Source organism: Pseudanabaena yagii GIHE-NHR1 (assembly GCF_012863495.1).
Lineage (GTDB): Bacteria > Cyanobacteriota > Cyanobacteriia > Pseudanabaenales > Pseudanabaenaceae > Pseudanabaena > Pseudanabaena yagii.
Genome location: NZ_JAAVJL010000002.1, coordinates 419,611 through 443,322, shown reverse-complemented (window position 1 = coordinate 443,322; position 23,712 = coordinate 419,611). Strand labels below are relative to the sequence as shown.

Sequence of the window (23,712 nt, the reverse complement as noted above, 5' to 3'; positions counted from 1 at the left end):
AGCTATGACCTTTGATTTGGGGACAAGCATAAAGCTCGTTAGCTACTATATCGCGCCTTGCAAGAGTATTAACAGAAATTAGATGAATGTGTTTTGCACATTCATCTAATCCAACGCGAGTTCGAGATGATTTGAAACAGGCTTTTAGAGAGGGTTTGCTACGCAAACCCTCTCTAAAAGCCCCAAAGTAAAAGCCTTGCTTAGCAAGGCTTTTACTTTGGATTTTTAAAACCTGCTAGCTTAACCCGAACTGACCTTAATCCAACTCTTCATCTAAATTTTGATGTTCACTGCGGCGGGACTCACGTCGGTAGCGCTTTTTGAGTAATCTTGGCTCCTGTTGTTTCCCATCACTGGCATCTTTAACTTTCAGCGAAGAATCAGCCGTAGCAGTATTTTTGAGCTTTTGTTGATAGGCGATCGCCTCTTCGAGATAGGCGAGGTAATGCTCGTAACGTTCCCAATCACCACGTACTAAGCAATTAGGTTCATCGCGACGATGTAAACAATTATTAAAATGACAGACATCGCCAGCGCTTAATCTTTGCTTAGCTTCAGGAAAACAATCCGCTAGTTCTTGAGGAATAACAGTGAGATTGGGCTGCATGAATCCGGGGGTATCCGCGAGATAACCGCCAGCAGGTAAAGCAAACAGTTCAACATGGCGTGTCGTATGTCGCCCATGCCCCAATCGCTGAGAAACTTCACCAACACGAACTTGTAAATTGGGAATTAGTAAATTAATTAGACTGGACTTGCCAACGCCCGATAGCCCTGCGACAACGGTGACACCAGTTTGTAAATGTTGCGCTAGTTCATTAATCCCTTCATGGGTATAGGTGCTAATAGCAACTGGAGGATATCCCCAAGACTTGAGGCGATCTCGCCATGTTTGCCATAGTTCATCACTAACTAGATCCCGCTTATTTAGGCATAGCAGAACTTCGACCTGTGTACTTTCAGCTTTCACTAAAAAGCGGCTGAGTTGGTGTGGATCTAGGCTCGGTTCCGCAAGCGCAAATACTAATAAGATGCGATCGACATTCGCCACTGTCGGGCGATCTAGTAAATTGCGGCGTGCGGCTACTTCTGAGATTGCACCCCGTTTACCATGCCAATCAGGTTCCTCGATAGTGACGCGATCGCCTACACAAATCTGCTGTCCAATTTTTTTAAGCCTTGCACGTCTAGTACAAAGCAATTCATCAATGATTTGGCTAGTATTTTGTCCAAGTTCATCTAGTAATTCTAATCGAAACGCATGATCAAGCATGACCCGATAAAAATTGGCCTGTACAGCCAAAACTGTACCTGTTAAAGCCAACATAAAAGTACTTGCATCATGCTTTTTGGACAGTTAATACAAAAAAGCGATCGCGTTCTTCGATCCCTTTGACCTGATGTCCGTCAGAGGTTAGGCTATTAGGAACCTGCTCAATTGGCTCACCACCATCAAGGAAAACTTCCAACAATTGTCCTGTTTCTAACTTTTCTAAATGCAATTTAGCGCGTACAAAACTAAGAGGACAGGGAACACCACGTAAATCGATTGATTGGATAGCCTGAATGCACATATATCTCTGGATTGTTCTTGAAAAAATATTATAAATTTAAAAAAGCCTTGCAAAGCAAGGCTTTTTTAAATTATTAGGTTTTACTTTTGGTTGCCAAATATGCCGCCTAAAATATCGCCAATGCCACCTTTAGCTGCATTCCCAAATTGCTTTTCCTTCAGTTTTTCGAGAACCTCGCGTTCTTCACTACCGATTTTGGTCGGAATATCAATCTTGACTCTGATTAAATGATCGCCACGAGCGACGGGATTGCCCAATTTCGGTACACCTAATCCCTCTAGGGTCAGTACTGTGTCAGGTTGAGTACCTGCGGGAATCGTGAGGGGTTTCTTGCCATCAACTGTGTTAATTGCAATCTTGTCACCAAGGATAGCTTGAAGATAGCTAATCTTGATTTCCGACAGGATATTAATGCCTTCACGCTCAAACTCGTTGTCAGCTTGCACAAATAGGTATACATAGAGATCGCCCGAAGGACCACCACGCTGTCCTGCATCACCCTCATTTGATACGCGCAGTCTTGTACCGCTATCGACACCTGCGGGGATGGTAATCTTCAGTTTCTTGGTAACTTGATTTAGTCCTAAGCCATTACAGCTTTCGCACTTGTCCTCAATGGTTTGACCAGTCCCGTTACAGGTGGGACAGGTCGAAACTTGGGTAAAGCTACCAAAGGGTGTACGTGTGGCTCGACGAACCTGACCAGTACCGCTACAAGTTCCGCAAGTACGCGGTCTAGTTCCGGGTTTTGCCCCTGAGCCGCTACAGGTAGCACAGGTTTCCAAATGCGAGATTTTGATCTGCTTTTCGCCGCCAAAGATGGCTTCGCGAAACTCTAACTTTAAATCGAAACGTAAATCTTCACCGCGAGTAGGTCCACTGCGACGGCGTGCTTGCTGTTGCCCCGTGTTAGAAAAACCACTAAAGAAGCTTTCAAAGATATCGGCAAATCCACCCATATCACCCATATCAGGTGCGCCACCGCCACCCGATACGCCAGCTTCGCCAAAGCGATCGTACCGCGCACGAGTTTCTGGCTCTGAAAGAACTTCGTAAGCACGGTTAATTTCTTTAAATCGTTCATCCGCCCCTGGTTCTTTGTTGACATCGGGGTGATATTTTCGAGCTAAACGTCGATATGCTCGTTTGATTTCCTCTTTGTCAGTATTGCGATCGACTCCAAGGATTTCGTAATAATCACGCGCCATAGGGGGTTTCTCTGTCGCCTAAAGGATTCATGGACAATTATTCTAGTTTAACCTAGCACTTATCGTGTGTTTGTGGATATTCGTAGTAAGTACGTTTTACCGCACATAATTATTTCAATCTCGGCTTAGCCGAGATTGAAATACAAAACTATGGCTATGGCTTAGTCTTGACGCTAACATTGCCGTTGACTAATGTCTGACAGGCAAGACGATAGTTGGCAGGTTTATTTTTGAGCTTTTTCTCTTCAAATTCGGTTCTAGGCGAGAGGTTTTCTAGACCATCCACAATCTCTACAACACAGGTAGCACATTGACCATAACCATTACAGTTAGTGAGCTTCGCAACAAATTTGTAGATATCGATGTTGTTTTCGAGAGCCTTGATGCGGAGGTTTACGCCATCCATAGCGATCGCTTCCTTACCTTCATTCACAAACGTAATGTTTGCCATAGCTAAGTATTAATTCTTTGTTAATTTTTATTACTTAGTCAGTATCTTACGAAATGGCAGCTTATAGCAATCTAACCAAAAACGTAGATGAGCTAGATGAGCCAAAAGCTTAGATGATTGTGTTTGGTATAAAATGGCATTTATGGCTACAATTCCTTCATCTTCAGACATTAAAGCTCTTGCCGACGATTTGTATAAGCTGGTTGATCATCTGGAATCAACTGAGCATGGGGAGCTAATTTATAGCGCTTTAAAAGCGATCGCCCAACTTAGTCAGACCAATGCTGAGCGTCTCGACTGGAAAATTTTGACGGGTTCCTTGCAGGATATGCAAAAGGCGATCACGATGTTTCACCCCTATCGCTTTAATCGTAAGGTGAGTATTTTTGGCTCAGCGCGTACTCATGCGGATGCTCCTGAATATCGACAAGCCTATGAGTTTGCGGAACGGATTACCCAGCAAGGTTTTATGGTAATTACTGGTGCAGGTGGGGGCATCATGGCGGCAGGAAATGCAGGTGCAGGTCAGAATTCCTTTGGTTTAAATATCAGTTTGCCATTTGAACAGACTAGCAATGGTTTTGTGCCTGAAGACTCACGGCTAGTTAAGTTTCGCTATTTCTTTACACGCAAATTATATTTTGTGAAAGAAAGCGATGCGATCGCGCTTTTCCCAGGGGGATTTGGCACACAGGATGAATTTTTTGAATGCTTAACGCTTTGTCAAACGGGGCGCACCACACCACGTCCAATGGTGTTAATGGATAAAAAGGGCGGTGATTATTGGAAGCAATGGGATGTTTTTGTCCAACAACAACTGATTGAACGGGGCTTAATTGTCAAGGAAGATCGGAGTCTCTACAAAATTACTGACGATATTGATGAGGCTTGTCAGTATATTTCATCTTTTTACAGTGTTTATCATTCCTCGCGATGGGTTGGTGATTTATTTGTAATTCGCTTAAATTGCGATATTACCGATGAGCATCTAGAGCGCCTTAATAGTAATTTTGGCGATCTGTTAAACAATGGCAGAATCGAGCGGAGTCAGGCTCTTCCCAAGGAAGACAACGAACCGCATATTATCAACCTGCCTCGTTTAGCGATGTACTTTAATCAGCATGGCTTTGGACGATTGCAGGAGTTGATCACAGCAATTAATGACACCTGTGATAGTGGCAACCCCATGATTTGTCATCCTGAGCAGCGTTAATCAAAAGTAAGTTAAACAAACCCGTTTAAAAGGGTTTTAGCTTTTAGTCCGCAATTCATTGCAGGGCTTGATTGCTATAAAATGTTAGGCATAGCTTTCAGCGCCAATCAGTACATCAATCTAGGACAGGCATATCATGAGAGGCGGTATCCGCATCGGCAGTATTTACGGCATATCACTATATATTGATCCATCGTGGTTTCTTATACTTAGCATTCTTGCTGTGTTATTAGGAAATGCCTATGCGAAGTTATCGCCATCTTTTTCCCTAGGCTATGGTGCAATTACCGCAATTCTCTTCTTCTTATCGATCGCTCTAAATAAAGTTGCCCATGGTCTCATGGCTAAGGCTAGGGGAGTTGAAATCAATTCCATTAATATTCAGTTTATGGGGGCAGCAAATAACGTTGAGCGAGAATCTCAAGATCCATTTTCCGTATTTAGCATTGCTATTTCAGGACCTTTAACTAGCTTATTTTTAAGTGCGATTGGCTTTACAACCACTTGGCTAATTGCAGGGGATGCTATTTTATCGAGTAATCCCAAAGTGATCGAAGCTTTACCCTCTAGTATCGGGACTATGCGGACTATTTGGACAATTATTGCTCTCTATTTTGCTCAAATCAATCTCTTTATTGGCGTGTTTAGTCTCATTCCTGCGCTTCCCTTTGAGGGTGGGCATATTCTCAAAGCAGCAATTTGGAAATTAACAGGCGATCGCTTCGCAGGAATCCGATGGGCAGCCAGATCAGGACAATTTTTTGGAATCCTGATTATGGTCTTAGGTGGACTGATATTGTTGAACAACTTTGGCGGACTCTTCTTGATTGTCCTCGGTTGGTTTATGTTCGGTAGTGCAGGTGGATATCTCTATCTCAATAACTTGCAACAAGCTCTTCTAGATCTTAATGCCGAAGCTGCGATGACAAGGGATTTTCGCTTGGTAGATGCGGATATTTCATTGAGGGACTTTGCAGATAAATTTCTCTTGATGGAAGATAAGGACGCGAATCCTATCTATGTTGCTTCGGCAAATGGACGTGATCGCGGTTTGGTGTCAGCAGAGCAGATTCGTCATATCGATAGCCATGAGTGGCCATCAAAATCTCTCCAAGCTCTAATTAAACCCTTTGATGAGATTGATACCGTCGAACTCAAAGACCAAATTTCCAAAATTGTCAGTCTACTCGAGCAAAAACAGTTGCGTTATGTAATTGTGCGATCGCCTGTTGGATCGGTGGCAGGGGTAATTGATCGTGGCGATATTATCAAAGCCCTAGATAGCAAGCTACTTTGGCGAATTCCTTCCGAATATATTAAACAAATTAAAGCCGATGGGAAATTCCCCCCGAACTTTCGTTTAGTGGAAATTTGTGAACAGTTAACCCAGAATAACCAATAACTAGTCTCAATCCTGTGCCCCTTGATATAAACCGCTTACAGCAAGCCTTGAGTATCGAGGCAGAAAGAGGCTTTTCTAATTTGCAGGGAAAGCAATTTCTGTTTGCGGATTTTTTAAAAGTAAGTTTGCAGGAGGATTTGCCTGACGATTGGGAAATGAGCGATCGCTTACAAGCCCAAACCCTTGCTAATCAATATGCTCAATATGGTGATTTGCCACTAGGACGTAGGCAGCATCTAATAGCGGAGACGAGGCGCTTGCTCTATGAAGTGCGTCGTCGCGAACTGGCGGAAACTAATGCAGCACCGAAGCAGAAGAAACCTAAAACGGCCGCGATCGCAACGACTGAACCCAAAACCATTAAAAAACTGACTCCCGAAACCGAACTAAAAGATGTCGAAGGTGTTGGTTCATTTATGGCAACTAGGTTTAAGCTGCTCGATTTGTATACCGTGCGTGATGTGCTTAGTTACTATCCCCGCGATCATATTGACTACGCGCGGCAAATTCCCATTCGTGAACTAAAGGATGGGGATACGGTGACGGTCATCGGGACGATTAAAAAATTTGGCTGCTTTACCAGTCCTAAAAATCCCAATCTCACAATTGTGGAAATTATTCTGCGTGACCATACGGGACAAATCAAATTAAGTCGCTTTTGGACAGGTAAACGCTACGCCAATCGCGGTTGGCAAGAAACTCAGAAAAAGCTCTATCCCCAAGGCTGTACGATCGCAGCTTCGGGAGTAGTCAAACAGAGTAAATATGGCTTGACCCTAGAGAATTATGAAGTAGAAGTTCTCGAACATACTCAAGATACGATCCAATCGAAAACCGTTGGGCGCGTAGTACCAGTCTATCCGCTTACGGAAGGAATTACCCCCGAAGCAATCCGTCGCCTTGTCGCTCAATGTTTACCCGCAGTATCCCAAATTAGCGATCCGATGCCCGATCGCTTTTTGCGGGATTATCAAATGATGCCCTTGCCAGAGGCGATCGCCCAAGTGCATTATCCCGATACGAGCGAAATGCTGGAGCAAGCCGTAATTCGCCTGACCTTTGATAAATATTTCTATCGCCGCCTTGTGTCCCTCTATCGTCGGCAACAGCAAAAGGCAATTCATTTTGTACCAAAGAGTGAGGCGATCGCTCAGCTCGAAAAAATTCTACCCTTTGAATTAACTAAGGCTCAAAAACGAGTTGTCGCCGAAATTCGCGCCGACCTGCAAGGGCAAACACCGATGAATCGACTGGTGCAGGGGGATGTCGGTTCAGGTAAAACAATTGTGGCGGTATATGCACTTTTAACCGCGATCGAGGCAGGTTATCAAACAGCGCTGATGGCTCCTACGGAAGTCCTCACGGAGCAACATTATCGCAAGATTGTGGAATGGTTTATGCAGCTAAATCTCCCCGTGGAAATTCTCACGGGTTCCACCAAAACTGCCAAGCGGCGCGAGATTTTAAGGCAATTGGAAACGGGGGAATTACCTCTAGTGATTGGAACCCATGCCTTAATTCAAGATGGGGTAAACTTTGCGCGATTAGGTTTAGCGGTAATTGATGAGCAGCATCGTTTTGGTAGAGATCAGCGATCGCGACTTTTGCAAAAGGGCAATGATCCCCATGTACTAATCATGACAGCAACACCGATTCCGCGTACTCTCTATCTCACTAATTCCGAAATCGAAGTTAGCGTCATTGATGAACTTCCTCCTGGACGCAAACCAATTCAAACTGTCCTGCTCAAACCTTCACAGCGCAAAGATGCCTATGATCTGATTAAGCGCGAAATTGCTCAAGGCAGACAGGTTTATATCGTGCTGCCTCTAGTGGAAGAGTCGGAGAAAATGGAAGATATTAAGGCAGCCACACAAGAACGCGAACATTTACAGAATGTAGTTTTTCCGCACTTCCAAATTGGGTTACTGCATGGACAAATGTCTTCTGCGGAAAAGGATGAAGCGATTAGCACATTCCGTCGGGGCGAGACTCAAATTCTAGTTGCTACAACCGTTGTGGAAGTTGGGGTCGATATTCCCAATGCTTCTGTAATGTTAATCGAACATGCCGATCGCTTTGGTTTAGCCCAGTTACACCAACTGCGGGGCAGAGTTGGTCGTGGTGCATCCCAATCCTATTGCCTCTTACTGAGCAGTTCTAAATCACAAACCGCCCAAGAGCGTTTACAAGTTCTTGAACAATCGCAGGATGGCTTTTTTATTGCCGAGCGTGATTTTCAGATGCGCGGCAAGGGCAGAGACGAAGGGACAGAACAATCAGGTCATGCAGGTTTTTCCATTGAGGATCGCTTACCCGATGAGGCAGCCCGTCAAGAGATTTTCCAAATTGCCCGTGAAGCCGCCGAACGCATTATCAAAAAAGATCCCACTTTAGAACATTTCCCTGCCCTTAAAGCCGAATTTGAAATGCACTATCAGCGCTTACAAGGCGGCGCAATCTTTACCTAAAATCCTAAAATTAGAGGAGGCAGAGCAAAGCGCTGTCTAGTTAATGAAAATATAATGATGACCAATAAACTTACTTTCAATCGCCAGTATTTCTATTTGACGGTTTTACTCTTTCTCATAGAAGTGGCGATCGCAGTTTTTTTCGATGATCAATTTATTCGTCCCTTTGTTGGCGATGTGTTAGTAGTTATCCTCATTTACAGCTTTGTGAGAACCTTTTGGAAAATCAAGGCAAATGTAGCGGCTCTATCGGTTTTAGTCTTTGCCTGTTTTGTCGAAGGATTGCAGTACCTCAATCTAATCGATAAGTTAGGATGGAGACAGTACAAGGTTTTAGCGATTATTTTAGGCACAACCTTTGATTGGAAAGATATCCTTGCCTATGTCCTTGGTACGGCAATCATCCTAGTTTGGGAAAATAGAGCACCTAAAAGGCAATAGTTGGAAGCGCACCCTTTCGGGGTGCGCTTCCACATTAGCGAATTCGTACCAATGCTTCTAGTTCCCTGAGGCGACTCTCAGCTAGGCGATCGCGACATTGTTTGACTACCTGCGATCGCTCAGTAAAGCGTAATGACTCAAACTGACAATGTTGTGCTTGGTATTGTAACCATTGACGTTGTCCAGCCGAATTCTTGAGATTTCCTTGATTGAGAATTTTGGCTAAGCGCTGAGCCGTCGCATCTGGTGTCAGTTTTGGATTGTTTGTACCCTGTAAATCAGCAATGCGATCATTCGTCACCCTCGCCAGACAACTCAAGTAAAGTAATGGATAAATGGAACCTTCACGAAATGGTTCACTCACTTCTTGGCAATGGTTATCTCGATAGGAAGTCCAAGTTTTTTCGATCACTTTTAGTTGAGTTCGACCTGCTTCAGATTGCTGACTAGAGACTTCTTCATAAATCAGCGATCGCAAGAAATTGGTAGTTTTTGCCCATCGGGAAGCACAGATATTCAGACCAATTTGCGTTTGGGACTCACAGGCAGGAGCTGCTACACCAAATATTTGCGATTGGGCAATGGTTTCAGCAGCGACAGGGGCGATCGCTAAACAGGATAATCCAAAAGCGAGCGTAAGAGAATTTGAAAGGGAATTTAAAATTGTGTTCATAACTAAACCATCTTGATTAAGACTTTACTAAGTAGGTGGGCGCAATTAAATATAAAAGCCCAAAACCTGTAGCGCACGCACAGCGTGCGCCACAGGTTTTGGCTCTGGTTTTTAATTATGCCCAGCTACTTATCAAAAACTATTGCCAGCTTTAAATCCATACCAATCACCAATAATGGGATATTCATAAACTTTAGTACCAAAATGTTGACTTCCACGGGGATTAGGTTGGTAAACAAATCCAAAGTAGAAAGAGTCAAACAGAAAGCCATATTGACCAGTACTAAAGTAAATACCACCACGATTATCGCGATCGCATTCTATGACCTTATAGAAACCTAATTGTTGCTCAGTGGGTTTACTATTACAAATAGATTTGAGTTTATCGGCATCGGCAATTACCGCTTCAAAAGCAGGACGTGATAGGGCAAAAGTAACTGTTTGAGGCAGATTTGTTTTTAATAAAATCGTAGTTAGACCAATTGTGATCGCAAAAGCAAGCAATAATCTACGGCGATCATATTTAGTTTGATTTGCTAGTTTAACTGGTAAAAACTTTTCTTTGTTGGCAAGCCGTGCCACAAATATAGCGCCCAAGATTAAGGCGATTGCAAACGGAATTGCACATACATAAATAATGGCACCAATAATAAATAGTAAATCTAAAATCAGCCCAGGGAAACAGCTAACCCATAGCAAGCCTAAACATATTAATTGGCAGGTTAACAATATTACCAATAAAAAACGATTTAGCATTAACTTTTGCTTACTCTATCGTTGAGATCAACACTATAGCAACGAAAAGTGCTAAATAACGTCAGTTCAGGTTAAGCTGACAAATTTTAAAAGCCCAAAAGTAAAAGCCTTGCGTAGCAAGGCTTTTACTTTTGGGCTTTGGGAGAGGGTTTGCATAGCAAACCCTCTCCCAAAGCCCGTTTCAAATTATCTCGAACTCGCGTTAAATAGGTAAAGATGGGCGGCGCTTCGCGCCGCCCATCTTTACCTATTTAGCACTACCAATTAATTAAATTCCAGAAGATAGGTGGTAGAGCAAAGCAGTACCTATCTTTTGGAATTTCGGAATCAAAATAAGCGAGAAGTTAGTAATAAGATTGATAGACCTAATAATACGAGAACGGAACTACCGATATTATTCCAAAACTGGTGATAGCTGATTAGAGAAGCTCTGTGTTTAGGGCTATCCTGCATGATCGGCTGTAAAGTGGATAGATCAATAATGGGAAACTTACCGCGACGAAACCACCCAGAAGCTAGTACTGAGCGATCGCATAGTAACTCTAAATTTTTAATTGTATTGGAAGGATCGATAATCCATTGACGGAAATTGGGAATGTAGTTGAGAAAAGCTAATCCCCCTTGATCTTCTAAACGTAATGAATAGCCAATATAAAACTCATCAGTACCATACCCCAGCAATTCCCCTGGTATTTGTACAGGCGAACCTTGAACATAGCTAGCATAGGGATCGATCAGTAAACTCACAAGATCTGTATCAGCAACTTTCCGAAAATCGGGATAGCGTAGGCTTCCTTGAAACATAAAGCCTAGCCCTAAGCCGATCAATGAGAAACTCAGTAATAACCATCGATTAAAGAGTTGATATAACAACATAGAGGCGATGAGCGCGATCGCCACACCAATAAATGGTGAAATTTGAATAAATAAATCGCGCCAAAAGTTTTGATATAGACGCTTTTTATTCAGTTTCTTCTCTTCTTTCAATAATTCAGCAAAGTCATATTCCGTGACTAGTCCGAGCTGTTTGGAATAGCCCGATAGAAACCTCAGACGCTTGCCAGTCAAAGGATGGGTAGAATGGATTTCTAGCCAACGTCGCCAAGGATTGAATAGCTCCCATAGGAATACACGGTAGGGATCTTGATCAGTTTGTCCCACATGGGCAATTTCCATCGCTAGCCCGATCGCAGTCATCGTTTGGCGATCGCAAATACCCAAGGCTCTTGTCGATTCTAAAAGACGATTAGTGGGCATGGCAGGTTGATTGTAAGGCAACATTTGCCTTGCCATTTTTGGCAAAGCACGGGCGAGAGCATTGGGGTTTCCCGTTACTTCTGAGGCAAAGCGATCGCTGACAATCGTACTGGCATGGGAGAGCCAAACCAACAAATAATTACTGAGTGAGTAGAGCACATTAGCGAAAGTTGCCGCAATTTGCCAGATTTGCTTTGCACTTTTGGCACGATAACTTTGGCGGCTTAGTAATACATAGAGGTAATAGAGAACTTGCACAGGAGCAGAAATAAAGGTCAAGACTGCAAAACTTTTATTGCGAATTCTCCCCAATTGATAGGCATAAACTGTGGCGATTTCATCATCATCAAGACATTCAAATAAACCTCGACTAACGACAATGCGTGCAGAATTAGAAATTACCCCATAGGTAAAGGCAACAGGCGCATCATCCTCAATCCACCCCAAGCGCGGCACAAAAATATTGTATTTCTCACAAAAATTCTCAATGATTTCTACAGCTTCAGGACTCTTTTCATCCAAGTCTGCCAGCGTAATCCATTGAATACGATGATACTGCTTTTGGGTGATATCAATAATCCAAGGTGACATGAAAAACAGCAAAATGCTAACCACGAAAGTCACAATCGAGATCGCAGTTAACCAAGCACTCGTGAAGGTAGTGGTGAAAATCAGTGAAATTGCATAGCCAATTAAAAACTGTAAGCCAACAATTGCGAGAATCGTAAATAGAATTGCGGCAATTAGAAAGTAAGTATAACGAGATGGAAGTGCTAGGGTGACATCCTTTTTGCGATAGCGGCGAGGCGCAGATTTGATGACTGAGGCAACATCTTCATTGCGCTTGATGCGATCATCGGATGGCTCATCAAGGACTGCACGTAGGGTAATTAAAGATTTTTGTGCCCACTTTTGTAACTGTGGGTCAGCATAGGTCTCTAACTGTTCACAAATAGCGATCGCTTTATCCGCGCGTCCCGTTTTTTTGTATGCAGAAACCAGCCAAATCTGCGCTTGCACGTAATCTTTGGATGTGGGATCTGCACAACCTTGGCTATATTCAGTCAAGATCGCGATCGCTTCAGTGTAATGTTTTCGCAACAATGCCTCTTTGCCAGCTTTCAGTGACATCGTTTCGCCTCAATCTCGCAACGTTAAAGTTTATTTTGACATTTACCGAGCCTGATTAACTACTAGGGTGCTAAAGAACCCGATTTTTTGTGGCGCAGCTTCGCTGTGCCACAAAAAACTTGCAACAAGCTTTAACTTTCAATAAATCCTCCTTTGGAAGGAACTAATTATGCCTTGGCTCTATACACCAATTTGGCGACAATAGCGATATTTAAGGTAACAATATTTACAGAATTTAATATTTAGATCGCCACAATTAGGTTAGCAATTTGCTCATATTGATTGCGAAAACGCTATAGCAATTTTCAAGTTATTAGGTTTGTATGCTTGCTTTCAGCAAATGCAACACCTCGAAAAGTGCTATCAGTGTTCTTATTAAGTAACAGGAGGAGTCCATGTCTAATATCCCAACTGGTGGTCAAATGTGCTGGAAGCGCGAAGATGGCGAGCATGTCTTGCACTTGCGCCATAGCCCATTGGAACAATGGCGCAACTACGAAGAATTTCCTGAATATGTTTTACAAGATCCCGATGGATTTTCTAAAGGCATTACAACATTTCGAGCATTACTAAAGAGAGATTGGATCACAATTAAGTCATAAAGTTTAGAGAGAGCCGCTTAGCGGCTCTCTCTAAACTTTATGACTTGCTATTAATTAAAGTACCTGTGGCTTCGACTCCGCTCAGCCAACGTTAGCTGAGCGAAGTCGAAGCTAGATAACTTTGGTGGGACATTTTTTATCCGCAAGAGCCTTATTCATCCCAGTCTTTCCATTCCACCTGATTGATTTCTAAATAAGCATCTACGGCTTGCCCAATTGTGGGAAAAAAGTTTTCTTTGCCCAATGTATTAAACAGTCCATAGCGCTTTAGACGATCTTTAGTTGGCCCCTTCATTTCTGCAAAACATAACTCGATGCCCGCTTGGCAGAGGGTTTTGTCAAGTTCAGCGATCGCATCTGCCGCCGTTAGATCGATATCAGTTACAGGCTCTGCGGCAACTAGAACCCAATTGGTGATCGTGGGTGCAGTCACTACAGCTTGCATGACATGTTCGCAAAAGGTTTCTGCATTAGCAAAAAATAATGGTGCATCCCAGCGAAAAATTACCAAACCAGGAATCCGTCTAGCTTCAGGATGACGCGAAACATCGTGATAGCCCTTAATCCCATCAACTCGTCCTAACACTGCATAATGTGGTCGCCATGCACTCCACACAAATGCCAACAGAGCTAAGCCAACCGCAATGAAAATCCCTTGAATCACTCCTAGAAAGGCTACCCCTGCAAAACAAACAATTGATAGGGCAAACTCAAATCGCCGTAACTTATAAAGCCGCAATGTCCCCGAAATCTCGAAAATGGCAATCCCCGCCGAAATCACTACTGCACTAAGCGCTGATTGGGGCAAATTTTGCAAGAGCATGGGCGCAAATAATAACACGATCGCAATGCAAATTGCCCCAACAATTCCTGTAATTTGCGTTTTGGCTCCTGCTGCCTCAGCAACTGGTGTACGCGAGGCACTACTACTAACCGAAAAACCTTGAAATAATCCTGCGGCAATATTGGCAATTCCAAGGGCAATTAATTCTTGATTGCGTTCGACTTTATATCCCCCCCTAATCGCAAAAGTCCGTGACAGTAAGCTCATATCCGCAAAGGAAACTAAGGCGATCGCTAAGCCACTCGATAATAAAGTTTGAAAATCCAATGGCGTAATATTAGGGATCTGCAATGTTGGTAATCCCTGTGGCAATACTCCAATTACAGATATCCCCGCCTGATGAGACAGGTCAAATAGCGAGCTAATAATGGTTGCACCAACTACAGCTATTAATACCCCTGAAATTTTAGGTGCAATATGTTTCAAAACTAGAATTACGAATAAACAAGCTGCACCGATCGCAAAAGCCGTGTAATTCGTTTTGCCATCATGGACATTCTGGATAAAAGCACTCAGTTCTGCTCCCATCGAATTTGCACTGATAGAGAAGCCAAATATTTTAGGTAATTGACTAATAATGACGCTTAGAGCAATGCCATTGAGATATCCATAGCGAATGGGTTTAGAAATTAAATCAGTAACAAAACCAAATCGGGCGATGCCAGCGATAATGCACATTCCCCCCGAAAGAATGGCTAACATACCTGCGATCGCGATCGCCTTGATGGGATCTCCATTCGCTAGTGGGATCACAGTTGCCGAAATTAATGGAATCAGTGCAGAGTCGGGACCTAGTACCAAAATCCGACTGGGACCAAAAATAGCATAGGCAATTAAGGGAATAATGGTGGCATAGAGTCCATAAATCGCGGATAAGTTAGTAGCCTCGGCATATCCCATTCCTGCGGGGATCAAAATTGCTGTCAGCGCTAACCCTGCGCCAATGTCCTGCATCAGCCAAGATCGTTTGTAATTCCGCAATACAGCAATTAATGGTATCCATCGTGCTAATCCATGGGGACGTGATGTGAGAGGAAAAGGAGCGATCGAGTGAGGATTGGTCAACAATGCACCTCAGGTTTAATTTTTAAAGGTAGATCTTCCAGATTACCTAAAACTTGATTGCAATTTATAAACCAAACCAAGATTAGGGCTTGCTATTAATTAAAGTACCTGTGGCTTCGACTCCGCTCAGCCAACGTTAGCTGAGCGAAGTCGAAGCTAGATAACTTTGGTGGGACATTTTTTATCCGCAAGTCCCTTATAGTGCCGCCTAATACGCGAGAGGCAAGGTACTTGGTTTTCAGTCATCAAGAGACGAGTGGCGGCGCGAAGCGCTGCCACTCATCTCTTGGGTTTTATTGCTAAATGTATAAAGATTAGGAAATGCAGGAGGTAATTAATTACCTTTAAAAAATTTATACTCAATAATCTGTCTATTTAGGTTATGATCGGTAACTGTCGCGAATTGTATTAAATTTTTAGACTTTTACCTCTACATCACCTGATAGAACCGCAATGGCTAAGAAAAGCATGATCGAGCGCGAAAAAAAGCGCGCTAAGTTAGCTGAAAAATATGCAGCTAAGCTCGAAGCACTTAAAGAAAAGTTTGCCAGTCCTGAACTGACACAACAACAGAAGATCGCAGTACATCGCGAAATTCAACAAATTCCCCGTAATGCTAACCCCACTCGTCACCGCAACCGTTGCTGGTTGACTGGCAGACCTCGTGGCTATTACAAAGATTTTGGTGTATGCCGCAACGTTTTACGTGAAATGGCTCACCAAGGACTATTACCTGGTGTTGTGAAATCTAGCTGGTAGTTTCACCCCAAAATAAGAGAGGCGGCGCAATGCGCCGCCTCTCTTATTTTTTATGACTATTAGCGATCGCCTTGCGTTGATTTTTTCCTGTCACCTTAAGAGCTAAGTTTTCTAGACTGCGATATAAGCCTCTCGGTAAAATCCAAATCAGATATGCTGCCACAATCGTCAAGAGCGATCGCTTCGGCTCGTAAAGTAAGATCTTCCAATTAGTGGCTAAGGCACGATTAATCAGTTGTACTGCCGCTTTGCCATCGCGATTACGGACTGCCCGACGAGCAAGATAGCGTAATTGATAGGCTCGCGCTAAAGACTCCCACTTCGCAATAAACTCAGGGGCATAGGTACGTGTTTTAGCGATCGCCTTTTCCCAAGATTCTAACTGCTTGAGCATATTTGCCGATAGGCTACCAGTATTGACCCGATAGAGTGTCAATATATCGGGAATCCCCTCAAGTTGCCAATTTGTCGTTAGTGCAATTCTTACCCAACATTCAATATCCTCAGACTGGCGAAAGCGATCGTCAAAATAGAACTTCTCTTCTATTCCATAAAAGTTTTCAGGAAATTCAATATCTTGAAATACAGCTCTACGAATTACAGGGACAGAACCATTGCCAATAGGATTACGACAAAGAACTATTTCAGGAGTAATATCTCTATTTTGCGGAATTTGATAAATTCCAAGGGGTTGACTGTCATCATCAATAAACTCTGATCCACAGAAACTAACTCCAACTAAAGGATTTTCATCTAAATGTTGAACATGTTTCGCCAGTTTTTGCGATCGCCAAACATCATCAGAATCTAAAAAAGCTAAATATTCCCCCTGTGCGTGACGAATTCCCGTATTTCGCGCTCCCGCAAGTCCCCGATTTTTTTGACGGACAATTTTGATCCTTGGATCTATAAAGTTTTCACAAATTTCAATACTGCGATCTTTTGACTCATCATCAATGATTATTATTTCAAAATCAGTAAAGGTCTGTGCCAAAACTGAATTAATAGTTTCTGCAATATATTTCTCAACATTGTAGACAGGAACAATTACTGAAACCTTAGGCATAGCCACCTCCCTAAACACTCGCAAAATTCTAGAAACTAAACATATAGCAATTGCATGATTCTCATCCTTATGCCAATCATTTTGATTTGGCAATCAATTGCTTTTTGCCTTGAAATAAACTCAGGAAATAGCGCCCGTAGACTGCCAATATTGTCAATAAAGTACGATGTGGCTCACGGAATAGAATCCGCCAATCAGAAACTATCGCCCGATTGATAAAGTCTAACCCGACTGAGGCTGGTAATTGCAGTCGAAAAGCACGTCGCGCCAAATAGCGTAAATGTACGGCTCTAGCAATGGAATAATGCCGCTGTACCAGACTAGGGGCATACTTTTTTGCTCTATCAATGAGTAAGTCCCATCCTGCTTCCATTCGATATAGTGATGCTGAGAGACCTGATGGACTAGCGCGATAGTAAAGTAATACGCGATCGATGCCTTCAATCTGCCAGATATGATCTTGATGACAGAGCACTCGAAATAACCATTCAAGATCTTCAGAATAGCTCATATCTTCAGCAAAGCCACCCACTTCTGCAAAGACCTGAGAGCGAGTAATAATATTGGAAACTGTAGTAGTGGGATTTTCGTAGAGGAAATCCTCAGCTTTAAGATCTGTGAGGCGCGAAGTAGATAACTGTCCTGTAGGTTCCCCTTGAAAATTGATAAATTCGACTCGACTAAAACTGACTGCTAGGTTTGGATTTGCATGAAAATGCTGGATATGTAAAGTGAGTTTATCTGGGAACCACAGATCATCTGCATCAAGGAAGGCGATTAAATTCCCCTTAGCAATTTGAACTCCGTAATTGCGTGTAGCTGATACGCCCTGATTAGTTTGAGATAAAACTTGGATACGGCGATCGCGTAAAGCATATTGATTTGTTACTGCCAATGTATTATCTGTGGAGCCGTCATCAATGACTAATAATTCAAAATCTGTAAAGGTTTGATTTAGAACAGATTCAATAGTTTGGCTGATGAAATTAGCCGCATTATATGCTGGGATGATCACAGAAACAGTAGGTTGGCGATCGCTCATTACTTGACCTCAATTACCTCAATTAGGGACGTTCAGTAACATAAGGAACCGATTTTGTGGGTGAGGCTTTGCCCAGCCACAAAAAATTTAGTTCTTTATTAAATAGCAGAACCCTTAGATTACTATATCAATCCTAAATGAGATGCGAGAAAGTAGAAATGGGAAAATATTTTTAGAGGCAATAAAAATGGCAAAATAACCGCAAGAATTTATCGAGACAAACTTTTGACAAGTAATGTTGGGAAATAGCTCGTATAAGTTTTTCCCCTAAAGATCCAAGACAAAATTCTATTAAATCCTATTTATTTATAATTAAAGCGCTAAAGTAATTAGAGTTTGTGCAATTAAGCCAAAATGCTGAATTTTCCTGATAACAGTTAACAAATCAAATCTGTTTGTCAAACTTTTTGTAACTCGAAGCAATTGTATTAGAACAATTCAAAAATCAACCGGTATAAAGTGGTGATTTACCCCACCTTATAACAGCAGAAACCCACATTAATGTAACTATCTATAACTGATTTTGACTTATGCTATTCTAATTTGTATCACTCTAATATTCTGCAATCTTTATGTATGGTGATCTTGACTTAGGTGACGTAAGTGGGGATAAGACAGAGACTACTAGAGAAATGCTAAAAAGCCTAGAGCTAAGCAGAGACGGTTGTGTTTATGTGGTAAACAACGGTATTCGTTGGTCTTTTTACGTTGAGAACGGGAAAATAGTTTATGCCGCGCATTCATTAGATAGCTTTGAAAGATTAGAAAGACATTTGCGTAGCTTAAGTCGCAAACTACCAGCCCTTGATAGTAAATTGCGAAAGCAACTGCGAATAATGTTTGAGAACCCATCACGAGATAACGACTATGTGGTTGCGTCGGAACTTCTTAGTGTTGAGTACCTTGCGATCATCTGGCTCGTAAGTGAAAAGCATTTGCCAAAGCCTATGGCAATTAAGCTGGTAGAAAAGATTATCTTAGAAGTGATTGAGGCTTTCTTAAGCCTACCAAATGGGGAGTTCAATGGAATCTATCACGAACATTTCTTGATATCAACCTACTGTAGTTTATCTATCGATAGGATTATTGATATCGTTACACATCGCCTCGAATTGTGGTATGAATTTGGACCTACAATCCTATCACCCTATCAATGCCCATATTTAGTTAGTCAAGCAATAGCTGAAAAGTACATGTCTACTAAAAATGTACAAAAGCTTGGGCGACTTTTACGAGGTGCTAACTTTTGTCAAATAGGTGCATTACTGGGTAAAGATCCACTAGCGATCGCTAAGCAGTTACATCCCTTAATTAGTAATGGGGCAATTTTGTTGAGAGCACCATTATCTCCCTTTGACATGCTTCCACAGACTTATTACTTGATGAATACTGAAGATTTAGACAGGATTGACAAGGAAAGAAATAGTGATCAGCGACAACTAGCTCCACTAAGGAATGTTCGTAATTTTCCCAATGAATTTCCCAATGAATCTTTAAAGGCAACATCTAAACTTCTCAATATTTCTGGTGAGACGAGAACACTTGTGCATGTCTCACAATCACAACTGCGGTTAGAGCATTTAGAAGAGCCAAAAGGTCAGGTATCAATAGGATCTCATCTCTATATCCAAAGGCTTCCAATTGAACAAGACTGTCGAGATACTATCCTTCGTGATGGCTCACTCATTCGGATTAAAGCATCTGGACAAATGGGCAAATCATCCTTGCTTTCAAGGATACTTGCCTTTGCTAAATCTAATGAATATCAAGTTGTCCATCTAAATTTTCAGCAAGCGGATCGAGATATCTTTGAGAATCTAGATCTGTTTTTGCAATGGTTATGTGCAAGTGTTGCTTCTGAGCTAGATCTTGAAGAGAATCTGGGAGAATATTGGCACGGAGTTTTAGGAAGTAAGAACAAATGTACTAAGTACTTTCAGCGCTATCTATTAACCTCTAATGAATTACCTTTGGTACTTGGACTAGATGAAGTAGATTTGATTTTTCAATATCCTAAGATTGCTACTGATTTTTTTGGGTTACTTAGATCGTGGCACGAAAAGGGCAAGAATGAGGATATTTGGAAGAAATTACGATTAGTAATCGTCCACTCAAAGGAAGTATATATTCCTTTGAAGATACACGAATCTCCCTTTAACGTAGGCTTACCTATTGAATTGCCAGAATTTACATATTCACAACTGGAAGATTTAGTAGTTCGTCATCAACTTAATTGGTTTCCTAAGCAAGTTGAGCGTTTGCATATCTTGACGGGTGGGCATCCTTATTTAGTAAGACAAGCTCTCTATCAAATAGCAAGTGGAAGGACGGATTGGGAAAATTTAGAAAAACTAGCTGCTACTGAAGAAGGTATTTATAACGATCATCTACGTCATCAATTAGAAAACTTAAAACAAGAACCTGAAATGATGGAAGCTTTTAAAAGCCTGATTGCTAGTGATAGCCCTTTACAGTTAGATAGTCGTGTCGCTTTTAAACTCAGAAATATTGGCTTAGTCAAATTCAAAGGTAATCTGGTTATTCCGATGTGTGAACTTTATTATCGATACTTTCGCCAAAGTTTAAGAATCGAGTAGGGCTATTTTTCTCTAGATAATGAATAATTTACAATCCCGATTAAGCACATATCTCGAAAAAATTGTGATTGAACGTAATCCTTATTACGCTTCGGCAGGACATTTATTTGCGAGAGAATATATCCGATCGCATTTCGCCAAATTCGGTGAAGTGTTAACCCATGAATTTGATGTGAATGGAAATCAGCACCAAAACTTGATTTTGCAAATTGCGGCTAAAGATGGCAAACAGCGATCGCCTCTGATTATTGGTGCACATTACGACACGGTTCCTGCCTGTGTTGGTGCAGATGATAATGGCTCAGGTGTGGCTGTACTTTTGGAACTTGCTGAATATCTCTCCGCCAATCCCCTTAAATATCCTGTTCACTTGATCGCCTTTGATATGGAGGAATATGGCTTATCGGGAAGTCATGCCTATGCCAAGAAGCTCAAGGGTGATCGGCAAAAGCTGCGCCTGATGATTTCCTTGGAGATGCTAGGCTATTGCGATCGCAATCCTAATTCACAAAGCTATCCCGCAGGTTTAGACAGGTTTTACCCCAATACAGGCGATTTCATTGGTTTGATCGGCAACATTTCCACAATTCCCGATCTGCTCCATTTGCAGCGTCATATGAAATCTACAGTCCCCTGTGAATGGCTCCCCGCAGGTTGGCGTGGTTTAGCTATACCTGACACGCGCCGCAGCGATCATGCTCCTTTCTGGGATGCAGGCTATAAGGCTTTAATGATTACAGATACGGCAAATATGCGAAATCCTCACTATCACAAAAGTAGCGATCGCCTAGAGACTCTAGATTTAGAATTTCTCACCAATGTTTGCCAAGGCTTAATTGCAGGAATTACATCTCTTCAGTAGGTTTTTGAGTTTGAGGAAGCGTATCCCATAGGGATACGCTTCCTCAAACCTTTTAGGATTGCGATATAATCAAATTAGATATTTACAAATCTTAAAGATTATTTATGAGCGAAGTTTCTAACCCTCTTTTAATTGGTAAAGGTTTACCACCATTTCCAGAAATTAAATCTGAGCATGTGATCCCTGCGGTAACGCAATTGCTGGAAGAAGTGAATGCAAGCTTAACGGATCTCGAAGCAACGCTCGAACCCACATGGTCGGGCTTAGTGGAGCCACTAGAACGTCTCACCGAGCGAATTGGTTGGGCATGGGGTGCGATCGAGCATTTGCTTAGCGTCAGAAACAGTGTTGAACTGCGTGATGCTCACAAGGTAGTTCAGCCTAGTGTAATTAAATTCTTCAACCGCTTTAGCCAAAGTCAGCCAGTTTATAAGGCTTACAAATCAATCTATACATCAGCACAGTGGGATAGTCTCGAGGCTGCCCAAAAACGCATCGTTGAAGCAGCCATCCGCGATGCTGAGCTATCGGGTGTCGGTTTAGAAGGTGAAGCCAAAGAAAAGTTCAATGCAATTCAAATGGAACTTGCGGAACTCTCGACTAACTTCTCAAATCATGTACTAGATGCCACCAAAGCCTTTAGCATGACCCTGACCTTACCCGAAGAGATCGAAGGTTTACCACCAAGTTTATTGGCTCAAGCTGCCCAAGCTGCGCGTCTTGACGGAGACGACAAAGCTACCCCTGAACATGGTCCTTGGTGCATTACCCTCGACTATCCTAGCTATGTTCCATTTATGCAGCATAGCCGCCGCCGTGATTTACGTGAGAAGCTTTATCGCGCTTTCGTCAGTCGTGCCGCCAGTGGTGAATTTGATAATTCGCCATTGATCGATCGCATTCTCGAATTGCGTCAACAAAAGGCAAACTTGCTCGGCTATCCTACCTATGCGGAATTGAGTCTCGCTCGGAAGATGGCTCCTAATGTTGATGCTGTAGAGAAATTGCTAGAAGAATTGCGCCAGTCAAGTTACACCGCCGCCGTTGCAGAATTTGCCGAATTAAAGGAATTTGCCAAATCTCAAGGTGAAACGGAAGAACTGAAGCATTGGGATACTGCTTACTGGTCAGAACGTCAACGCGAAACCAAATTCAACTTTACCGTTGAAGAATTGCGTCCCTATTTCCCCTTGCCAAAAGTCCTCGAAGGTCTCTTTGCCCTCGTAAATCGCCTATTTGGCGTAACCGTAGTTCCTGCGGATGGTAAGGCTCCCATTTGGCATGAGAGCGTACGCTTCTTTGAGATTCAAAACGAAAGCAATGAAGCGATCGCCTATTTCTACCTTGATCCCTACAGCCGTCCTGCCGAAAAGCGTGGTGGGGCATGGATGAATGACTGCATTGGACGTGCTAAGGTCATCGAAGATGGTCAGCCGATCACTCGCTTACCCGTTGCCTATCTCATTTGCAACCAGTCTCCCCCCGTTGATGGCAAGCCTAGCCTGATGACCTTTGGCGAAGTGGAAACCCTCTTCCATGAGTTTGGACATGGCTTACAGCATATGCTCACTAAGGTTGACTATTCGGGTGCTTCTGGTATCAATAATGTAGAATGGGACGCAGTAGAGCTACCCAGCCAATTTATGGAAAACTGGTGCTATGATCGCGCCACCTTGTTTGGCATGGCAAAGCATTATGAAACAGGCGAAACTCTGCCTGAATCCTATTACCAAAAGCTCGTTGATTCCAAGAACTATATGAGTGGTTCGGGAATGTTGCGTCAGTTGCACTTTAGCCTTGTAGATATTGAGCTACACCATCGTTATCAAGTTGGTAGCGGCGAAACTCCCATACAAGTGCGATCGCGCCTTGCAGAAAAAACAATGGTTATCCCCCCCTTGCCTGAAGATAACTTCCTCTGCTCCTTTGGTCATATCTTCGCAGGTGGCTATGCCGCAGGTTACTACAGCTACAAGTGGGCTGAAGTCCTCAGTGCCGATGCCTTTGCTGCATTTGAGGAAGCTGGTCTCGAAAATGAAGAGGCGATCGCTTCGACAGGTAGGCTCTATCGCGATACAGTCTTAGCCCTTGGTGGTAGTAAGCATCCAATGGAAGTCTTCAAGACCTTCCGAGGACGTGAACCTAGCACTGCACCTTTACTTCGTCACAGTGGTTTAGCAAAAGTCTAATCATAGAGGATGCGACATCATAGAGACGTTGCATTGCAACGTCTCTATGATATTGTCTTCTGAGAAAGCCTGAAATGGAACTATGTTGTTGCTTTTGGTCTAATGATGC

Annotated in this window: 19 protein-coding genes; 9 read left to right on the top strand and 10 right to left on the bottom strand. The window is 42.6% G+C overall.

Annotated features, from left to right (window positions below; translation table 11 throughout):
• Nucleotides 1–256: 256 nt before the first annotated feature.
• The 4 genes from rsgA to HC246_RS18785 form a co-directional block, all read right to left on the bottom strand.
• Nucleotides 257–1,327: a small ribosomal subunit biogenesis GTPase RsgA gene (rsgA, locus tag HC246_RS18800; protein ID WP_169364974.1), complete on the bottom strand. Its 1,071-nt coding sequence runs from the start codon at nucleotides 1,325–1,327 to the stop codon at nucleotides 257–259.
• 13 nt (nucleotides 1,328–1,340) lie between these two features.
• Nucleotides 1,341–1,574: a sulfurtransferase TusA family protein gene (locus HC246_RS18795; RefSeq protein ID WP_169364973.1), complete on the bottom strand. Its 234-nt coding sequence runs from the start codon at nucleotides 1,572–1,574 to the stop codon at nucleotides 1,341–1,343.
• An 80-nt stretch (nucleotides 1,575–1,654) separates the two neighbouring features.
• On the bottom strand, nucleotides 1,655–2,782 hold the full coding sequence (dnaJ, locus tag HC246_RS18790) for a molecular chaperone DnaJ (RefSeq protein ID WP_169364972.1): 1,128 nt from the start codon (nucleotides 2,780–2,782) through the stop codon (nucleotides 1,655–1,657).
• A 154-nt stretch (nucleotides 2,783–2,936) separates the two neighbouring features.
• Entirely contained in the window at nucleotides 2,937–3,233 is a 297-nt protein-coding gene (locus tag HC246_RS18785; RefSeq protein ID WP_169364971.1) for a 2Fe-2S iron-sulfur cluster-binding protein, read from the bottom strand.
• 142 nt (nucleotides 3,234–3,375) lie between these two features.
• On the opposite strand from HC246_RS18785, the gene HC246_RS18780 reads away from it, so the two are divergent.
• From HC246_RS18780 to HC246_RS18765, 4 genes are all read left to right on the top strand, one after another.
• A complete protein-coding gene (locus HC246_RS18780) occupies nucleotides 3,376–4,446 on the top strand; it encodes an LOG family protein (RefSeq protein WP_169364970.1) in 1,071 nt (356 codons plus the stop codon).
• Nucleotides 4,447–4,582: 136 nt separating this feature from the next.
• Nucleotides 4,583–5,848, top strand: a complete 1,266-nt coding sequence (locus HC246_RS18775; RefSeq protein ID WP_169364969.1) for a site-2 protease family protein — start codon at nucleotides 4,583–4,585, stop codon at nucleotides 5,846–5,848.
• Between the two features lie 14 nt (nucleotides 5,849–5,862).
• The gene (gene recG / locus HC246_RS18770) at nucleotides 5,863–8,319 is read left to right on the top strand and encodes an ATP-dependent DNA helicase RecG (protein WP_169364968.1); all 2,457 of its coding nucleotides are present in this window, start codon (nucleotides 5,863–5,865) and stop codon (nucleotides 8,317–8,319) included.
• Nucleotides 8,320–8,373: 54 nt separating this feature from the next.
• The gene (locus HC246_RS18765) at nucleotides 8,374–8,760 is read left to right on the top strand and encodes a ribosomal maturation YjgA family protein (RefSeq protein WP_169364967.1); all 387 of its coding nucleotides are present in this window, start codon (nucleotides 8,374–8,376) and stop codon (nucleotides 8,758–8,760) included.
• Between the two features lie 34 nt (nucleotides 8,761–8,794).
• Here HC246_RS18765 and HC246_RS18760 read toward each other — a convergent pair whose 3' ends face one another.
• The 3 genes from HC246_RS18760 to HC246_RS18750 all read right to left on the bottom strand — a co-directional run bounded on the left by HC246_RS18760 (nucleotide 8,795) and on the right by HC246_RS18750 (nucleotide 12,577).
• The gene (locus tag HC246_RS18760) at nucleotides 8,795–9,433 is read right to left on the bottom strand and encodes a lysozyme inhibitor LprI family protein (protein WP_169364966.1); all 639 of its coding nucleotides are present in this window, start codon (nucleotides 9,431–9,433) and stop codon (nucleotides 8,795–8,797) included.
• Nucleotides 9,434–9,565: 132 nt separating this feature from the next.
• Nucleotides 9,566–10,015, bottom strand: a complete 450-nt coding sequence (locus HC246_RS18755; protein ID WP_169364965.1) for a hypothetical protein — start codon at nucleotides 10,013–10,015, stop codon at nucleotides 9,566–9,568.
• A gap of 501 nt (nucleotides 10,016–10,516) precedes the next feature.
• On the bottom strand, nucleotides 10,517–12,577 hold the full coding sequence (locus tag HC246_RS18750) for a M48 family metalloprotease (RefSeq protein ID WP_169364964.1): 2,061 nt from the start codon (nucleotides 12,575–12,577) through the stop codon (nucleotides 10,517–10,519).
• 395 nt (nucleotides 12,578–12,972) lie between these two features.
• Here HC246_RS18750 and HC246_RS18745 point away from each other — a divergent pair, with 395 nt between their 5' ends.
• The gene (locus tag HC246_RS18745) at nucleotides 12,973–13,179 is read left to right on the top strand and encodes a hypothetical protein (RefSeq protein WP_169364963.1); all 207 of its coding nucleotides are present in this window, start codon (nucleotides 12,973–12,975) and stop codon (nucleotides 13,177–13,179) included.
• Between the two features lie 151 nt (nucleotides 13,180–13,330).
• On the opposite strand, the gene HC246_RS18740 is transcribed toward HC246_RS18745, so the two are convergent.
• Complete coding sequence (locus HC246_RS18740) at nucleotides 13,331–15,088, bottom strand: SulP family inorganic anion transporter (protein ID WP_225903050.1); 1,758 nt, start codon at nucleotides 15,086–15,088, stop codon at nucleotides 13,331–13,333.
• A 453-nt stretch (nucleotides 15,089–15,541) separates the two neighbouring features.
• Between HC246_RS18740 and rpsN the strand changes: the two genes are divergently transcribed.
• Nucleotides 15,542–15,847 (top strand): 30S ribosomal protein S14, encoded by a 306-nt coding sequence (rpsN, locus tag HC246_RS18735; protein ID WP_169364962.1) that lies wholly within the window; start codon nucleotides 15,542–15,544, stop codon nucleotides 15,845–15,847.
• A gap of 43 nt (nucleotides 15,848–15,890) precedes the next feature.
• On the opposite strand, the gene HC246_RS18730 is transcribed toward rpsN, so the two are convergent.
• Entirely contained in the window at nucleotides 15,891–16,913 is a 1,023-nt protein-coding gene (locus tag HC246_RS18730) for a glycosyltransferase family 2 protein (protein ID WP_169364961.1), read from the bottom strand.
• 76 nt (nucleotides 16,914–16,989) lie between these two features.
• Nucleotides 16,990–17,955: a glycosyltransferase family 2 protein gene (locus HC246_RS18725; protein ID WP_169364960.1), complete on the bottom strand. Its 966-nt coding sequence runs from the start codon at nucleotides 17,953–17,955 to the stop codon at nucleotides 16,990–16,992.
• A gap of 572 nt (nucleotides 17,956–18,527) precedes the next feature.
• Between HC246_RS18725 and HC246_RS18720 the strand changes: the two genes are divergently transcribed.
• From HC246_RS18720 to HC246_RS18710, 3 genes are all read left to right on the top strand, one after another.
• The gene (locus HC246_RS18720) at nucleotides 18,528–20,552 is read left to right on the top strand and encodes an AAA-like domain-containing protein (RefSeq protein WP_225903049.1); all 2,025 of its coding nucleotides are present in this window, start codon (nucleotides 18,528–18,530) and stop codon (nucleotides 20,550–20,552) included.
• Nucleotides 20,553–20,571: 19 nt separating this feature from the next.
• On the top strand, nucleotides 20,572–21,414 hold the full coding sequence (locus HC246_RS18715; protein WP_169364959.1) for a M28 family peptidase: 843 nt from the start codon (nucleotides 20,572–20,574) through the stop codon (nucleotides 21,412–21,414).
• Between the two features lie 104 nt (nucleotides 21,415–21,518).
• Complete coding sequence (locus HC246_RS18710; protein ID WP_169364958.1) at nucleotides 21,519–23,603, top strand: M3 family metallopeptidase; 2,085 nt, start codon at nucleotides 21,519–21,521, stop codon at nucleotides 23,601–23,603.
• The last annotated feature ends 109 nt before the right edge of the window (nucleotides 23,604–23,712 follow it).

Coding starts and splice junctions, on each gene's coding strand:
- rsgA (WP_169364974.1), bottom strand. CDS start 1,327: ATGTTGGCTTTAACAGGTACAGTTTTGGCTGTACAGGCCAATTTTTAT.
- HC246_RS18795 (WP_169364973.1), bottom strand. CDS start 1,574: ATGTGCATTCAGGCTATCCAATCAATCGATTTACGTGGTGTTCCCTGT.
- dnaJ (WP_169364972.1), bottom strand. CDS start 2,782: ATGGCGCGTGATTATTACGAAATCCTTGGAGTCGATCGCAATACTGAC.
- HC246_RS18785 (WP_169364971.1), bottom strand. CDS start 3,233: ATGGCAAACATTACGTTTGTGAATGAAGGTAAGGAAGCGATCGCTATG.
- HC246_RS18780 (WP_169364970.1), top strand. CDS start 3,376: ATGGCTACAATTCCTTCATCTTCAGACATTAAAGCTCTTGCCGACGAT.
- HC246_RS18775 (WP_169364969.1), top strand. CDS start 4,583: ATGAGAGGCGGTATCCGCATCGGCAGTATTTACGGCATATCACTATAT.
- HC246_RS18765 (WP_169364967.1), top strand. CDS start 8,374: ATGATGACCAATAAACTTACTTTCAATCGCCAGTATTTCTATTTGACG.
- HC246_RS18760 (WP_169364966.1), bottom strand. CDS start 9,433: ATGAACACAATTTTAAATTCCCTTTCAAATTCTCTTACGCTCGCTTTT.
- HC246_RS18750 (WP_169364964.1), bottom strand. CDS start 12,577: ATGTCACTGAAAGCTGGCAAAGAGGCATTGTTGCGAAAACATTACACT.
- HC246_RS18745 (WP_169364963.1), top strand. CDS start 12,973: ATGTCTAATATCCCAACTGGTGGTCAAATGTGCTGGAAGCGCGAAGAT.
- rpsN (WP_169364962.1), top strand. CDS start 15,542: ATGGCTAAGAAAAGCATGATCGAGCGCGAAAAAAAGCGCGCTAAGTTA.
- HC246_RS18730 (WP_169364961.1), bottom strand. CDS start 16,913: ATGCCTAAGGTTTCAGTAATTGTTCCTGTCTACAATGTTGAGAAATAT.
- HC246_RS18725 (WP_169364960.1), bottom strand. CDS start 17,955: ATGAGCGATCGCCAACCTACTGTTTCTGTGATCATCCCAGCATATAAT.
- HC246_RS18720 (WP_225903049.1), top strand. CDS start 18,528: ATGTATGGTGATCTTGACTTAGGTGACGTAAGTGGGGATAAGACAGAG.
- HC246_RS18715 (WP_169364959.1), top strand. CDS start 20,572: ATGAATAATTTACAATCCCGATTAAGCACATATCTCGAAAAAATTGTG.
- HC246_RS18710 (WP_169364958.1), top strand. CDS start 21,519: ATGAGCGAAGTTTCTAACCCTCTTTTAATTGGTAAAGGTTTACCACCA.